The following is a 14,956-nucleotide window of genomic DNA, read 5'->3' on the forward strand; positions in this document are numbered from 1 at the left end:
CGGGTGATCGCGTCGAACGCGGCCCAGGACCGGGCGGCCCGGCCCGTGCCGCCGTACACGACCAGGTCATCCGGACGCTCGGCGACCTCCGGGTCAAGGTTGTTCATCAACATGCGCAACGGCGCTTCGGTCTGCCAGCTCTTCGCGGTCAGCTCGGGGCCGCGCGCGGCCCGGACAGGACGGGCTCCGGTAGTGAAATCGGCGGGTGCCATTCTTTGTACTCCTTGGTCTTCTGGACTAGTTGCTTCTTGCTCGAACTAGGCCAGGTTCTTGGCTTTGAGCCAGTCCTGGGCGATTTGTCCCATGTCCTCGAACTTGGCGGTCCTGCCGTTCATCTGGATCAGGTCATCGGTGGTCAACGCGGCGGAGACCTTGTCCAGCACGGTCTTGACGGTGTCGCTGGCCTTCTTCTGGTTGATGACAGGAACGATGTTCTCGGACAAAAACAGGTTCTTGTTGTCTTCGAGGGCAACCAGGTTGTTGGCGGCGATTGCGGGGTCGGTGCTGAAAAGGTCGGCAACCTGTACCTGACCGGAAAGGAGGGCGTTCAGCGTGAGCGGGCCGCCGGCGTCGAGCGCTGAGAATTCCTTGAAGTCGAGGTTGTAGACCGACTTCAGGCCGGCAACACCGTTAATGCGGGTCTTCCACTCCGGCGGGCCGCCCAGAACGAGATCCTTGGCAGCAGGCTGGAGGTCGCTGATGGACTTGAGGTTGTACTTGTCGGCGGTTTCCTTCTTGACCGCCAACACGTCCTTGTCCTGTGCCTTGGACGCCGTCAGCTGGGTGAGTCCGGACGGGATCTTGGTGCCCAGCTCTTTCGTGACCTCATCCGAAGTGACCGCCTTGGTGGAGGCATCAAGGTACTGCAGCAACGCCCCGCCATACTCCGGCATGAGGTCGATGGAACCGTCCTTCAATGCGGGGATGGTGACTTCGCGGCTGCCGATGCTGGGCTTTTCCGTGACCTGGACTCCCTTGGCTTTGAGGGCCTCGGCGTAGATCTTCGCGATGAGCTGGCTTTCCGGGAAGTCCGCGGAGCCCACGATGATGCTGTCCGTGGAACCCGCGGCGGCCGGGGAGTTGTTGTTGGTGGAACTCATGGGGTCACCGCCGCAAGCGCTCAGGGCGATGGCGGTGGCTGCCGCCAGGGCGAAACCAGTCAGGTACTTTTTCATGTCAATCTCTCTGGGGAGGGCCGTTGCAGGGCATGCGGTGGCCAAGCTGGGGTGGGTCGGGGAGTAATGCCGCCGTCGGGCAGGGCGCCCGACGAGTATGAACGGGGTACGGAGCTAGACCGTGACGGGGGTTTTCACGGTATCGGCCGCAGCGGCCGGGGCGGCCGCCTTGACGGTGCGCCGGGTCAGTCCGGGTGAGACGACCCTGCGGGTAATGAAGGCGAGCAATTGGTCGAAGAACAGGGCCAACAGCGCAACGAGCACGGCCCCGGCAACCATCTGGCTGTAGTCGTTCTGGGCTTTGCCGTCGATCAGCAGCCGTCCGAGGCCGCCGAGCGAAATGTACGCGGCGATGGTCGCCGTCGAGATGATCTGCAGCAGTGCGCTGCGGACGCCGGACAGCATAAGCGGGAGCGAGCAAGGGAGCTGGATGTCCGTGAGGATCTTCATGGTGCGGAACCCCATGCCCTTGGCGGCGTCGACGGCGGCAGCGTCCACCGCGCGGACGCCGGCGTAGGTGTTGGTCAGGATCGGCGGGACCGCGAGGAGCACCAGGACGATGAGGCTCGGCAGGATGTAGCCCATCTTGGACGGGAAAGCGGGCGAGATCAGCAGGACCAAGAGGATCAGCAGGCCCACGCTGGGCAGGGCCCGGAGTGCGTTGGCCAGGCCCGCGATCATGAAGACGCCCTTGCCAGTTACCCCGATGTAGATGCCGAGCGGAACTGCGATGACGGCCGCGACCACCAAGGCGATGAGGGAGTAGAGGAGGTGCTCACCGATCAAGGTGGGGATGCCGTCGGCGCCGCTCCAATGTGCGGGATTGAACAAGTAGTTGATCATGATGCCACCACCTTGGGGGTCCACGGTGTCAGCCACCGGTTGAGGAGGATGATCAGTCCATCAAGGACCATGGCCAGGACCACGCAGAGAATGATGCCGGCGATGATCGGGGTGAAGAACCGCAACTGGAAGCCTTGGGTGAAGAGCGAGCCGAGCTGCGGGATGCCTAGCAACGCTGCCACGGAAACGAGGCTCACGTTGGAGACCGCCGCGACGCGGAGTCCTGCGCTGATGACGGGGACGCCTACGGGCAGCTCCACTTTCACCAGGCTCTGATACCCGCGGTAGCCCATGGCCTTGGCGGCCTGGACGGTGTCTTCCGGGACGGAATCCAGGGCATCAGCCACTACGCGGACCAGCAGGGCCACGGTGTAGATGGTCAAAGCTGCCACGATGTTGAGCGGGTCCAGGATCTTGGTGCCAAGGACCAGCGGCAACAGGACGAACAGGGCGAGGGAAGGGACCGTGTAGAGAAGGCCAGCCACGCCCACCAGAAGGGGGTAGATCCGGCGGCTGCGGTGTGCCCACCAGCCAAGCGGGAGTGCGATCAGCAGGCCCAGGATGAGGGGAGTGACGGCGAGCAGCACGTGCCAGCCCAGCAGGAAGACGATGTTGTCGGACTGGCGGCCCAGCCATTCAAAGTTCATCGCGTCGTCTCCAGGTGCGGCTCAGCCTCGATAGCCTTGACGACGTCGGTGGCAGTCACTGTGCCGATGAGCTCGCCGTGTTCATTGACGACGACGCCGCGACGGCTGGGGGAGGAAAGTGCGGCGTCGAGCAATTGGCGCATGGTCCCTGACGACGATGCGGAGGTGCCGCTGAGGTTAAGGTGCTCCCTCTTGAGCTCGCCGCGAATGAGATCCGCTTGTGCCCAGCCGAGCGGCCTCCGCAGCGGGTCGACCACCAGCACCCAGGCTCCTGTGGCCTTGCTTTGTGCCTCGGCGGCAGAGGCGCCAAGGGTGACCACAGCTTCTTCGGCAATAGCTACCGTGCCGGCCGCGTTGGTGAAACCCAGGGAACGATAGCCACGGTCACGTCCGACGAAGTCGGCCACGAATTCGTCGGCCGGAGAGGTCAGCAGCTCAGACGGCGTCGCCATCTGGGCGAGTTTTCCGCCGACGCGCATCACGGCAACCTGGTCGCCGAGCTTGAGGGCCTCGTCGATGTCGTGGGTGACCATGATGATGGTCTTGCCGATCTCGCGCTGGAGCCGGAGGAACTCGTCCTGGAGCTGCGCGCGGACCACGGGGTCAACCGCGCTGAAGGGTTCGTCCATGAGCATGAAGGACGGATCCGAAGCCAAAGCCCGGGCCACGCCCACGCGCTGCTGCTGTCCGCCGGAGAGCTGCCATGGGTAGCGCTTGGCAAAGCTCGCAGGGAGTCCGACGCGTTCCATGAGTTCGAGGGCTTTCATGCGGGCCTTCTGCCTGCTCTCGCCGAGCAGCACGGGCATCGTTGCCACGTTGTCGATGATGGTGCGGTGCGGGAAGAGGCCTGCGTGCTGGATGACGTAGCCGATCCGGCGCCGCAGCAACGCTGCGTCCATGCCGGACGTGGGCTGGTCATCGAGGTAGATGGTGCCGCTGGTGGGTTCGATGAGGCGGTTGATCATCCTCAGCGAAGTGGTCTTGCCACAGCCGGACGGGCCAACAAGGATGGTCAACTTGCCGGTGGGCGCCTCGAGGTTCAGGCCGTCGACGGCGACCGTCCCGTCCGGGTACGCCTTGGTGACATTTTCGAACTTGATCATTTCTTTTCCATGCTTTCCTGGGGCACTTCATGGTCTCCGGAGGGTTCGACGAGGATGTTGTTCGCCACCCTCGCCAGTTCCTCGCCAAATGTCTGGGCCTTCGCTTCGTCCAAGCGGTAGCTCGGTGCGACGATACTGAGGGCTGCGACGGTGCGGCCGCCGATCACAATGGGTGCGGCGACGGCCGTGATGTCGTCTTCTACGCCGCTTCGCACGATGGCGAAGCCGCGGCCGTTCTGCCCGCCGGTGAGGACCTTGCCAGCGGCCGATCCTTCCAGCGGAATGCTCCTGCCGACCCAGCTGGTGTGCCGGACAGAGCGGGTACCTTCGACGATGGCAATGTAGATCCCGGTTTCCCCAGGACCGGGAATGCTCAAATAGCAGGACTCGCCCGTTTCAGCCACGAGCCGCTTCATGTGTGGCGTGCAGAGCGATACGAGGGACTCCTGTCCCAACGCGAGGGCTCCCAACTGGATCACACTGGCACCAGGACGGAAGTTTCCGCCCGGATCCCGCTTCACGAATCCGCTGCTTTCCAAGGTGCGGAGGAGACGGAGTGCGGTGCTGGCTGACAAGTCAACAACGCGTGCCGCGTCGCTCAGGCTGATGGAGCCATCGGTGCAGACCGCGCTCAGGAGGGCCAAGGCCCTTTCGACCGTCCGTGTGGAGGAATCTGCTGCCACTGCTTGGCCTACTTTCAAGTGGTCTGGATCACCATGTCTTGCCACTAAGTAAAAATCAACTTTCATCGAATGGCAAGATATTTCTGAAAATTGTCTGAGGTTCCGGGATTTGAGACATCCTGTGACGGCGGGGTGTATCGGTGGTGTTTCGGGCCTGTTAATTGTCGTGATTCTGCGTCCGGGGCCTTGTCATTAGGTGGCATGTGGTTTTTACTTGGTGGCAGTCTTCATTAATCGGAGGAACACGTGGAAACCGTCAATCAGCTCCTTGACTCAATCAAGGACGTGGGCCGCGATGCGGTCCGCGGAGGATACTCCAGGGCGGTCTATTCGACGCCCGAGCTCGACCTCAGGCAGTGGTTCATCGAGCAAGCCCAACGGCGGGGCCTCGGGGTCGAGACCGACCGCAACGGCATTATCTGGGCCTGGTGGGGAAAGCCCCAGGACGGCGCGCTCGTCACAGGAAGCCACCTCGACTCCGTCCCCGGAGGAGGGGCCTTCGACGGGCCGCTGGGCGTCGCGTCGGCACTCGCCGCCGTCGATATCCTCACATCCCGCGGTCTTGAGCCGGCGCGTTCCCTGGCCATCACGGTCTTCCCGGAAGAGGAAGGTTCCCGCTTCGGCGTGGCCTGCTTGGGCTCGCGCCTGCTGACCGGCGCCATCGACGTCGACAAGGCGCTGAACCTGCGCGACGTCGACGGCAACACCTTCGCCGACGTCGCCCGCAGCAACGGTCTGGATCCCCGGCACGTCGGTCCCGATCCGGAAACCATGGCGCGAATCGGCGACTTCGTCGAACTCCACGTGGAACAGGGCAAGGGTCTGGGTCAGGGCGGGCCGGCCATCGCCGTCGGAAGTTCCATCCTCGGCCATGGCCGCTGGAAGCTGAGCGTCAGCGGCCAAGGCAACCACGCCGGGACCACGCTCATGGCCGACCGCGCCGATCCGATGGTCGCGGCGGCGCAGATCGTCGTCGCCGTCCGTGACACCGCGGCGAAGCAGCCGGATGCGCGGGCCACAGTGGGGCGCTTGACCCCGGTTCCCGGCGGCACCAACGTGATTGCCTCGCGCGTGGATCTGTGGCTTGACGCCCGCCACCCCGACGACGCCGTAACGGCACAACTGATCGAATCGATCTACACCGCGGCCCGGGAAATCTCCGTAAGCGAGGGATGCACCGTTAGCCTCACCGAGGAGTCCTACAGCGACACCGTGCATTTTGATTCCGCCCTCAGCCGACGCATCGGCGAGCTCCTGCCCGGCGCGCCGGTGCTGGCAACCGGCGCGGGGCACGACGCCGGAGTCTTGGCTGGACATGTCCCCTCGGCGATGCTTTTCGTCCGCAACCCGAGCGGGATCTCGCATTCCCCGGAAGAATACGTGGCCGACGAGGACGCCTCAGCCGGCGCCGCCGCCCTTGCCGACGTTCTGGAGGGTCTCCTGTGAGCGGGTTCTGGTGCGAAACCGCCTTGGTAAACGCCGACGGCGGCACCGACGGCGGCGCGGTCGTAGCCACCGGTGTTCGGCTGGAGGTGCGCGCGGGCCGGATCTCCGGGATCGCTACCGGCGTCGCGCCCGGGACGGGTGACCGGATTTTGAACGGGGTGGTCTTCCCCGCCGCGGCCAACGCCCATTCGCACGCTTTTCATCGGATCCTGCGCGGACGGACACATGACGGACGCGGCGACTTCTGGGTCTGGCGCGAGCAAATGTACCGGAGCGCGGCGGAACTGACACCGGAGAAATACGAGAAGCTCGCTACGGCAGTCTTCACTGAGATGGTGGTGTCGGGCTTCAGTAGCGTGGCCGAGTTCCACTACGTCCACCACCAGCCCGAAGGAACGCCCTACGCCGAGCCGCACGCGATGGAACTGGCGTTGGCCAGGGCGGCCGTGGCGGCAGGGATCCGTCTGACCCTGCTGGACACCTTGTATCTTGCGGGAGGCATCGGGACACCGCTGAGCCCGGAACAGGCACGGTTTGGCGACGCCGATGCGCAGGCCTGGCTGGATCGGCTCGCTTCGCTGCGCGCCGCGGTAGCGCGGACCTTTCCGCCGGAAATGGTTGGCGTGGGAGCGGCCCTGCATTCCGTCCGCGGAGTGCCCGAGGAGGCACTGAAGACAGTCGCCCGGCAGTTGCCTGCCGATATTCCGCTCCACATCCACCTCAGCGAACAACCGGCTGAGAACGAGGCCTGCCTGCAAGCTTATGGCGTCACCCCCGCCGGACTTCTCGCCCGGCACGGACTGCTGTCCCCGCGGCTCTCCGCGATCCACGCCACCCACCTGACGCCGGACGACATCCAGCTCCTCGGGGACGCGGAAGCCACCGTGGTGATGTGTCCCAGCACCGAAGCCGATCTCGCCGACGGGATCGGACCGGCACGCGCCTTGTCCGACGCCGGAGCGACCATTGCGCTGGGCACCGACCAACACGCCGTGATCGATCCCTGGGTCGAGATGCGTGCCTTGGAACACGGAGAACGCCTCGGCTCCGGCCAGCGAGGCAGGTTCTCACCTCAGGAACTGCTCCGCGCATCCACCATCGGAGCAAAGGCTTCCATGGCCACGCCCATTGCGTCGGCACTTGAGGTAGGTGCAGCGTGCGACCTCATGGCCGTGGCCCCGGACTCGGTGCGGACCGCCGGTTCCATGCCCCAGCAGTTCGCGTTCACCGCGACGGCGAGCGACGTCACCGCCGTCGTGATCGCTGGCGAACTGGTGGCCTCAAACGGCGTCCATGTGCGGCTGGGTTCTCCGGGCGGGCTCCTCACGGAGGTGTTGAAGGAGTTCTCGTAGCCGCTTTCCTTGGGTGCCGCGCCCTGGGCGTCACGCTGAGCACGTTTTTGGAGACGCGGCACCTGGATCGGCCCGGAATTCCGGGGCGGAGGGAGGCTGGAGGGAGCAAAAAGGTGCGTGCCGTGACGGAGGCAGGAACGGCAGGCTTACAGGGAACTGAGCTGGCCGAAGCGCTGGGTCACATTAGTCCTTGAGATGTTGCACCAACAGCTCGTGCCGGTGGTGCAACATGAACTCATGGCGGTAATGGAGGCCAACCCAAGGGGATGCGGAGAGTTCGTCGATGTTGATGGTCTGTCGGGTTGGCGGTCCTTCCTCTGCGTGAGGAACAGGACCCGGGACCTGCCCGGACCATGCCCTCTGATCAGGCGGTTTGGGTAGAACTCGGTGTGTGGGCATGATCTCTTCTCTCGTAAGAATGCGCCTGGTTGTTCGGATTTCTAGCCTGCACCCGTCCGCAGCAGACGCCGGCTTTGGACGGGTGCAGGGTTCTTGGGATGCTACCGGCTGCGATTAGTAGATGTTTGAGGGCCGCACCAGGCCTTCTGCGAGATCGCCGAAGTCTGGATCGATGATGGCTCCGGGATTGCCGATGATTTCCTCGACGATGGCGGTCTCGGTCGTTATCAAAAGTGCCGCGATCGACGCCGCGCTCTCCAACGCCGTCCGGGTCACTTTCACCGCATCCATGACCCCGATCTCTGTCATCGGACCGTATCGTCCCGACAACGCGTCGAATCCATAGCCGACTGGTCCCGAGATGACGTCCTGCAATACTTGGTCGCCGTCGAAGCCTGCATTGATTGCGATCCACCTCAGCGGCTCACCGAGCGCCCGCCGTACGATGTCGCGTCCGGCTGCTGCGTCTCCAGTCAGCTCGATCCTGTCTACGACCGCGCCGGCCTGCGCGAGCGCGGTGCCTCCGCCTGCAACGACGCCCTCCTCGATGGCAGCCTTGGCTGCGGCCAGGGAGTCCTCCACCCGGAGCATCCGTTCCTTGAGCTCCACGCTCGTCCTTCCACCGACTTTGACGACGGCGATCGTCCCTGAAAGCCGGGCGATCCTCAAACGCAGGCTGTCCTGGTCGTGCTCGATCCGCGCGCGCTCGAGTTGCTTTTCGAGTTGACGGATCCGGGCTTGGACCAGTCCTGAGTTTCCGGCGCCGCCAGTGATCGTCGTCGTGCTTTCAGTTACCGTAACGTGGGCGCATTTGCCGAGGTCTTGCTCGGTGACCTCGGCGAGGAGCACCCCTGAGTCATCGCTTACCACCCTGCCGCCGAGTGCCGCGGCAAGGTCTTCGAGCTCGGCGACTCGGCGGTGGCCGAAGCCGGGAGCCCTGACGACTACCGACCTGAAGGTGCCGTGCACATTTCCGCTCACGAGCATTTGCAGAGCCGGCCCGTCGACGTTCTCGGCCAGGATGAGAAGCGGGCGGTTGGCGCGGCGGGCGGTCTCCACGGTCGGCATGAGATCCTGCACCTGGGAGATTTTGCGATTGGTCAGCAGCACGAGCGGTTCGTCGAGGCTGGCCTCCATTCTCTCCCGATCGGTGACCATGTACGGGGAGATGAACCCGTGGTCGATTTCAATTCCGTCCACGACATCCACGCGCAGTCCGGGCTCATCGAACTCCTCGACCTCCACCACGCCGTCCGGGCCCACGGCGCCGAGCGCATCCGCGATCACACGCCCGATTCGCTCGTCGTCATTTGCGGCAAGGGTCGCGACTTTCTCCAGCTCCTGGCGCCCCGTCACTGGGGATGCCCATGTGTGAAGTGACTCGACCACTGCCTCGACGGTCGTTTCAATGCCCCGGCGCACGTGCATTGGGTTGGCGCCGGCATCGACGCTCTTCAGGCCCTCTCGGACCATCGCTTGAGCCAGCACTGTGGCGGTTGTTGTCCCGTCGCCGACCACACCGTTGGTCTTCATTGCAACTTCTTTGACCAGCTGCGCCCCCATGTTGGCGAAAGGTTCCCTGAGCTGGATCTCCCGGGCGATCGTCACGCCGTCGTTGGTTATCGTCGGAGGTCCGGTGAGCTTTTCCAGGACCGCATTGCGGCCCTTGGGCCCTAGAGTCACCTTGACGGCGTCAGCTAGCGCGTTCACGCCGCGTTCGAGCTGCCTCCGGGCATCTCTGCTGAAGCGAAGTTCCTTGGCCATGGCGTCCTACTTTCCTTTGTCTTTCAGTGGTTTTTGGGTCAGGGAATGAGAATGGCCCGGCCACGCACGTTGCCGTGGCCGAGGTCATCGAGTGCCCTGGTGTAGTCGCCGAGCGAGTACTTGAACGTGTGGAGCCGGACCTTCCCTTGAGCCGCGAGCACCATGAGTTCCACCAGGTCGTTGTAGCTGCCGACGAGATTGCCGATGAAGTTGATCTCGGTCGAGATGATGTCGATGGTCGGAACGTTGATCGAACCGCCGTAACCGACGACGAAGTAGTTGCCGGCCCGGCGAAGCATTTTCACACCGGCTTCGACGGCACCGCCTTCGCCGACGAAGTCGATCACCGCCTCGGCGCCGTGTCCCCCTGTGAGCTCTTGTACGCGCTCGACAGCGCCTGCGCCCGCGAGCACGGTGTGGGCTGCCCCCAGCTCCGAAGCGAGCTTGAGCGCTTCGTCATTGGCATCGACGACGATCATTTCCGCAGGGGTCAGAGCGGCGAGCACCTGGATCCCGATGTGCCCCAGCCCACCGGCGCCGATCACGACCACTTTGTTCCCGGGCCGCAGTTGGCGAGCAGCTTTTGCAGCCGCGTGGTACGCGGTGAGTCCGGCGTCTGCAAGGGCAGCCACGTCCGCCGGAACCAGGGATGGGTCCAGCTTCACGGCGGAACGCGCGCTTGTCCGAAGATACTCGGCATATCCACCGTCTGAATCGATACCGGGGAAGCGGGAGTTTTCGCAATGCACGTCATCGCCGAAGCGGCAGGCCCTGCATAGGCCGCAGGTCACCAGTGGATGCAGGATCACAGGGTCGCCGGGCTTGACATTGGTCACCGCGGAGCCGACGGCTTCGACCCAGCCCGCGTTTTCGTGACCGATTGTGTAGGGCAGTGCGACGCCGGATTTCTCCGCCCACTGTCCCTCGATGATGTGCAGGTCAGTCCGGCAGACACCCGCGCCGCCGATTTTGACGACGATATCCAACGGGCCCTCCACTTTGGGGTCCGGAACCTCAACGAGTTCGGGCGTCTTGTCGTATGCACTCAGCCGAACGGCCTTCATGATGCTCTCCTGGTATTGGTGACGACTGTGGTGAACGCGCCGTCGGGTCCTGCTTCACCGGTGTCGGCATATCGGGTCGCGAGCAGGCCGCGGCAGAAATGAGCGTTCCCCTCGATGGAGATGCGTGTAGTCCTTGCGAAGCGCAGCCGCAACGGGACCTCTTCCGCCGAAAGCGACTCTCCGCTTTCGTTGACAAGCACCAGGGAGTGAGGGGAGTTTGGCAGCCCTATTGCTTCCCGCCGTCGCTGCAGCGCATGTTTGCGGCTGTCTTCGGGCAGGTCGAAGATCTCGAGCATCGGCAGCTCCTCAAGGGTCCACGTTCCCCGCCGCAGCATCTCGACACAGACACGCTCCATCGCAGCGAGGTGTGCCTTGCGCTGGAATGTCGACCGCAAGCCTTCCAGGCTGTCCTCGGCCTCGTCGCCGAAGGTCTGGCGGTAGCCCAGGCCTGCGGCCATTCCTGCGTTGATCTTCTCGGAGTCGTGATGGTCGTCCAGTTCCACTGAGACGCGTCCTATGCCCGGCACTACAGAGAGGGCGTCGTGGGCATCTGAGACCATCAAGTACGCGAAGTTCGGTGAGCAGAATGACGTGGGCAGGCGGAGGTGAACTTCCACCCCTTCAGCGCTGATCGCTACCGAGCGCACGAACCCGAGGCCGGTTATGGGTTGATCCAGCTCCGGATCGAGTACGGAGCCAAGTGCCGCCATCACTTCGGCGTCCAGAGAGATGGCTTCGATGGTCATGACAGGCCTGCGCCTTCCTTGGCACCGACGGCCGGCTGCGCCTGGGCTCGGCCTGCATTGGTGGGCAGGCGGAATTCGGCAGGAACGTTCAGGTCGTAGAGCGCCGCGGCGTTGAGCCCGAGGATCTTCTTTTTCTGGTCCGTCGTGATGGGTGCGTACTCGCTCATATCCTCCGGGAATTGGAAGTCCACAAACGTCTCGATCAGCCACTTCGGTGTCCAGAGCGCGTAGTCGCTGCCGAAGAGGATCTTGTCCTCTCCGATCCAGTACAGGAGCTCTCCGATGATCTGCGCGAAGTAGCGGGGACGTGTGTGCATGAACGGGATGGCTACGGCGAGACCGCCGTAGACGTTGCTCTCCTGCGTGGCGATCCAGCAGAAGTCCTCCAGACGGGGAAGGCCGCAGTGCTCGACGATGAAGTTGAGGTCGAGGTAGTCGGTTGCGACGATGTCGATGTCCGCGACATCGAACGCGTCCCGATCCAGTGGCCGGATGGTAGGGCCCTTGTGTACGTGGATGTTCTTGATGCCCAGTTCAAGGCATGTCTCCAGGTACGTCCGGGACCACTTGTCGTCCAGCTTGTAGCCGCGCGAGTCGCCGTGCCACTCGGCCGTGTAGAGCTTGACGCCCTTCGGCCGGTATTTCTGGGCGGCCTTCTTGAACCGATCGAGACCTGCCTGCTCGTCGCGCGGGTCATACGCGAGGTTCATAGTCAGCCGGTCGGGATTCTCCTGGGCCAGGTCCCAGGTTTCCTCCACCCGGGCGAAACCGTTGTTGTAGAAGTCACGGAGAACGGTGGTCTGGGCGATCGCGTGATCGACGTAGCCCTCCTGGAACAGGTCTTTCATGAACCTCTCCCCTCCGTAGTAGGTGTAGGTGTCGTAGTCCCACACCGCGCTCTCGGGGCTGAGGTTCTTGTGGTAGTCGTAGAAGCAGTCAATGAACTGCTTGCCGTGAATGTTCTTTAGATTCGACTCGCGGCCGTCCCAGATGTGGACGTGGCCGTCGACGATGAAGTACTTCTCTCCAGCTTTTTCATACATGGCGTCTTCACTTCATTTCTATTACTTGCAGATTGTGTGGAATGAGGGTCCATCGGGGGTGCCGCGACTCGGCACCCCCGGTGGTTCACCTTCAGGAGGCTGTCAGGTCGAAGCCGATGTACTGTGCTGCGTCCTCAGGGCTTGCGAAGAGCATCGTCCGGTCGTCCAGGTGGACCATGCGCCCGTAGTGGGTCGAGCTGATCTCCTCGAAGATCGAGCCATCGAACTCTTCGCCAAGGGCATCGCTGAGCTCGGCGTAGTCGAAATCGAGCAGCCGGACAGCATCTACACGGATCATGGAGGGGTATTCCACGAGATCGACGCCTTCCTTGGCGCCCATGATGTCTGCGACGACCCGCCCGATGGGGGTGTTCATCAGGGTCACACCGCACATGTTCGAAAATGATGCGTCGGAACCGAATTGCATAGTCACTGGTTCAACTCCTTCGGAACATCGAGGCCAATTTCCCCGAGTAGCTGACTGAATTTCTCTTTCGCGGAGGAGAGCGACTCCGCAAACGTGCGGACCTTATCCGCGGGCTGCGACCAGATCGGCTGCAGCGAGTTGGCGGCCTCGAGGCACCTGGGCACCCATTTGGCCAGCCAGCCGTCGAAGAGCTCCTTGTTCTCTGCGCTGAACTCCTCATCGCGGGTGAGCATCTGGAAGAGCACTCGGCTGTAGGAGAGATCACGGTTGTAGTCGTTCTCGCCCGTGCCGACGATCGTGGGGGTGATGTAGTCACCGTTCTTCGCGGCAATTTGCATGACAAGCTCGCTGCGGAAAAGCTGTCCCACCAGCTGCTCGAAGACGACGTTCGTCGCGAAGAGCAGCTCGGCCCAGTCGCCTGTAGCAGTCAGCTCCTCGACGACCTTGCGAACAGGCTGCCACTCGGCGGCGTCCTGCCAGACCTCCTTGTGGGCTGCGCCGTCGAACTCCAGATGCGATTCCGAGAGGTCGAGGTTGAACAGGGCCAGATCCTGGGCGAAGCGCATCTTGTGGGCAGCATTGATGGCGACGGCATTGTTGATCATGTTGCTCGGGCAGGACCGCTGGATCGACGTGAACACGTGCAGTGCAATGCCGTTCTCGGCGTGCATCCATGCACCGAGATTGCGGGAGATGAACCGGCTCCAGGCGCTGTTCCAGTGGTCATAGGCGTCGGCTCGCTTGGCGTTTTCCAAACACAGCGAAACCTGACGGACGACGGCGGAATTGTTGCGGTAGATCGTTTGTTCCCACTCCTCGTTCGGGTCCAGGAAGGCGTGCCAGTTCGAGGATTTCGCGGTGGTCCATTCCTTCGGGTATCCACCGGGGCCGTTGCCGAACCCGTAGATCCACCCCTGGGTGAGATGCCGGTCCGGGTCTGGTTGGACGTCGACCGTGACATCCTCATACACCGTGGCCCGCAGTTTGGCCGGCTTGAAATAGTTGTAGGTCCGGCTCCTGGAGCTCGGGAACTCCAAGGCTCCGGCTTCAGAGTCCGTGAATTCTACTCGGGGAAAGCTGCGCGTCTTTGTCGCAGCCGGTGGGCGGTCAGCCATGTGATTTCAACTCCATCTGTTGGTGGAACTGCCTTTGTCTGTCACTTGCAATTTCGTGGTGCCGCTTCAGGACTAGTCCTCGCGCTGGGGGCTTTCGAACTTGTCGTAGAAGATCTGGTCAGCCGGAACGCCATGCTGCTCGACGAGCACCATGGCCGCGTCTACCATCGGCGGCGGGCCGCAGAGGTACACTTCGGTCTTGTTCAGCTCAGGCTCGTGCGCCCCGACGACTTCAGTGACGTTGCCCGGGAAGCCGAGCACTCCGAGTTCGTCGATGCCGTCGGTGGACTCCGAGAGGCAGACGATGAACTCGAAGTCGGCCAGCTGCTCTCCCAGGGCGCGGATCTCGTCGAGGTGGAACAGGTCCCGCGCTGTGCGGGCCCCGTAATAGAAACGGACCTTACGTTGGTCTCCGGTCTCGCTCAGGCGCCTCAGCAGCGAAAGCACCGGAGCCATTCCCGCGCCGCCGCCGATGAGCACGATCGGCATGACGTGCCCGTTCTTGAGGGTGAAGTTCCCGTAGGGGCCCTGCAGGCTTATCGTGTCGCCGACACGGATGCCGTCGTCGAGTAACGCGGAGAACTTGCCGCCGGGATACTTCTTGATGAGGAACTCAATGTGGTCGGTCGTCGTCGGGGTGGTGGCCATGGAGAACGACCGGTAAGCCGTTGTCCCAGGGATCGTCAGGTCCGCGTACTGACCGGCCTTGTACTCGAACATCGCCGGTTCCACGGGCCGTAGCTTGAGGCCGACAATGTCCCGCGTGTGCTGGACAATATCGAGCACTTCGGTTCGAACCTCCTGCAGGGGGATCGAGTTCAGAAGTTCTTCCTCGTCGAAGTTGAGGAGTTCGATGGTGCAGTCGCCGAACGCATGTGCGCGGCAGAGCAGGACGTATCCTTCGGCGACTTCCGCATCGTTGCAGGCGAACGTCGAATAGTCCTCCATCTGGATATCGCCTTCAATGACGTAGGACTTGCATGCAGAGCAACGGCCCTCGCGACATCCGTGCATCAGATGGATTCCCTGCCGGAAGGCCGCATCGAGGATCTTCTCGTCCTCCTTCACCTCCATCTCGATGTTCACGGGTTCAAAGCTGATTCGATGGGCGTCCGCCATGGCTTCCTCCATTTCTTGTATGGTCTGCGG

General features: G+C 63.2%; 14 protein-coding genes and 1 pseudogene. 2 read left to right on the top strand and 13 right to left on the bottom strand.

Annotated features, from left to right (window positions below; translation table 11 throughout):
• The 6 genes and pseudogenes from AB0323_RS15985 to AB0323_RS16010 all read right to left on the bottom strand — a co-directional run.
• Positions 1–212, bottom strand: a pseudogene (locus AB0323_RS15985) (urocanate hydratase); the annotation flags it as partial.
• Positions 213–257: 45 nt separating this feature from the next.
• Entirely contained in the window at positions 258–1,175 is a 918-nt protein-coding gene (locus tag AB0323_RS15990; protein ID WP_366178194.1) for an ABC transporter substrate-binding protein, read from the bottom strand.
• 114 nt (positions 1,176–1,289) lie between these two features.
• Positions 1,290–2,018 (bottom strand): ABC transporter permease subunit, encoded by a 729-nt coding sequence (locus AB0323_RS15995; RefSeq protein ID WP_366178195.1) that lies wholly within the window; start codon positions 2,016–2,018, stop codon positions 1,290–1,292.
• The gene (locus tag AB0323_RS16000; RefSeq protein ID WP_284984092.1) at positions 2,015–2,665 is read right to left on the bottom strand and encodes an ABC transporter permease; all 651 of its coding nucleotides are present in this window, start codon (positions 2,663–2,665) and stop codon (positions 2,015–2,017) included. Before AB0323_RS16000 ends, AB0323_RS15995 begins: the two co-directional genes overlap by 4 nt.
• Positions 2,662–3,768: an ATP-binding cassette domain-containing protein gene (locus tag AB0323_RS16005; protein WP_366178196.1), complete on the bottom strand. Its 1,107-nt coding sequence runs from the start codon at positions 3,766–3,768 to the stop codon at positions 2,662–2,664. The genes AB0323_RS16000 and AB0323_RS16005 overlap by 4 nt, the downstream gene beginning before the upstream one ends.
• Complete coding sequence (locus tag AB0323_RS16010; protein WP_366178197.1) at positions 3,765–4,451, bottom strand: IclR family transcriptional regulator; 687 nt, start codon at positions 4,449–4,451, stop codon at positions 3,765–3,767. The genes AB0323_RS16005 and AB0323_RS16010 overlap by 4 nt, the downstream gene beginning before the upstream one ends.
• Positions 4,452–4,697: 246 nt before the next feature.
• Here AB0323_RS16010 and AB0323_RS16015 point away from each other — a divergent pair, with 246 nt between their 5' ends.
• Positions 4,698–5,897: an allantoate amidohydrolase gene (locus AB0323_RS16015; protein WP_366178198.1), complete on the top strand. Its 1,200-nt coding sequence runs from the start codon at positions 4,698–4,700 to the stop codon at positions 5,895–5,897.
• Entirely contained in the window at positions 5,894–7,249 is a 1,356-nt protein-coding gene (locus AB0323_RS16020) for a formimidoylglutamate deiminase (protein WP_366178199.1), read from the top strand. Before AB0323_RS16015 ends, AB0323_RS16020 begins: the two co-directional genes overlap by 4 nt.
• 513 nt (positions 7,250–7,762) lie before the next feature.
• On the opposite strand, the gene groL is transcribed toward AB0323_RS16020, so the two are convergent.
• The 7 genes from groL to AB0323_RS16055 form a co-directional block, all read right to left on the bottom strand.
• Entirely contained in the window at positions 7,763–9,412 is a 1,650-nt protein-coding gene (gene groL / locus AB0323_RS16025) for a chaperonin GroEL (protein ID WP_366178200.1), read from the bottom strand.
• Between the two features lie 38 nt (positions 9,413–9,450).
• Complete coding sequence (locus AB0323_RS16030; protein ID WP_366178201.1) at positions 9,451–10,476, bottom strand: NAD(P)-dependent alcohol dehydrogenase; 1,026 nt, start codon at positions 10,474–10,476, stop codon at positions 9,451–9,453.
• Positions 10,473–11,222, bottom strand: a complete 750-nt coding sequence (locus tag AB0323_RS16035) for an iron-sulfur cluster assembly protein (protein ID WP_366178202.1) — start codon at positions 11,220–11,222, stop codon at positions 10,473–10,475. The genes AB0323_RS16030 and AB0323_RS16035 overlap by 4 nt, the downstream gene beginning before the upstream one ends.
• Positions 11,219–12,265 carry an amidohydrolase family protein gene (locus tag AB0323_RS16040; RefSeq protein WP_366178203.1) on the bottom strand — a complete coding sequence of 349 codons (1,047 nt, stop codon included), beginning with the start codon at positions 12,263–12,265 and terminating at the stop codon, positions 11,219–11,221. The genes AB0323_RS16035 and AB0323_RS16040 overlap by 4 nt, the downstream gene beginning before the upstream one ends.
• Positions 12,266–12,356: 91 nt before the next feature.
• Positions 12,357–12,692, bottom strand: a complete 336-nt coding sequence (gene mimD / locus AB0323_RS16045) for a propane 2-monooxygenase effector subunit MimD (protein WP_366178272.1) — start codon at positions 12,690–12,692, stop codon at positions 12,357–12,359.
• 2 nt (positions 12,693–12,694) lie between these two features.
• Positions 12,695–13,807 (bottom strand): aromatic/alkene monooxygenase hydroxylase subunit beta, encoded by a 1,113-nt coding sequence (locus AB0323_RS16050; RefSeq protein ID WP_366178204.1) that lies wholly within the window; start codon positions 13,805–13,807, stop codon positions 12,695–12,697.
• 72 nt (positions 13,808–13,879) lie between these two features.
• Positions 13,880–14,926: an FAD-binding oxidoreductase gene (locus tag AB0323_RS16055; protein ID WP_364539645.1), complete on the bottom strand. Its 1,047-nt coding sequence runs from the start codon at positions 14,924–14,926 to the stop codon at positions 13,880–13,882.
• Positions 14,927–14,956 lie beyond the last annotated feature (30 nt).

The organism is Arthrobacter sp. NPDC080031, assembly GCF_040702485.1.
In the GTDB taxonomy this organism is placed as follows: domain Bacteria; phylum Actinomycetota; class Actinomycetes; order Actinomycetales; family Micrococcaceae; genus Arthrobacter.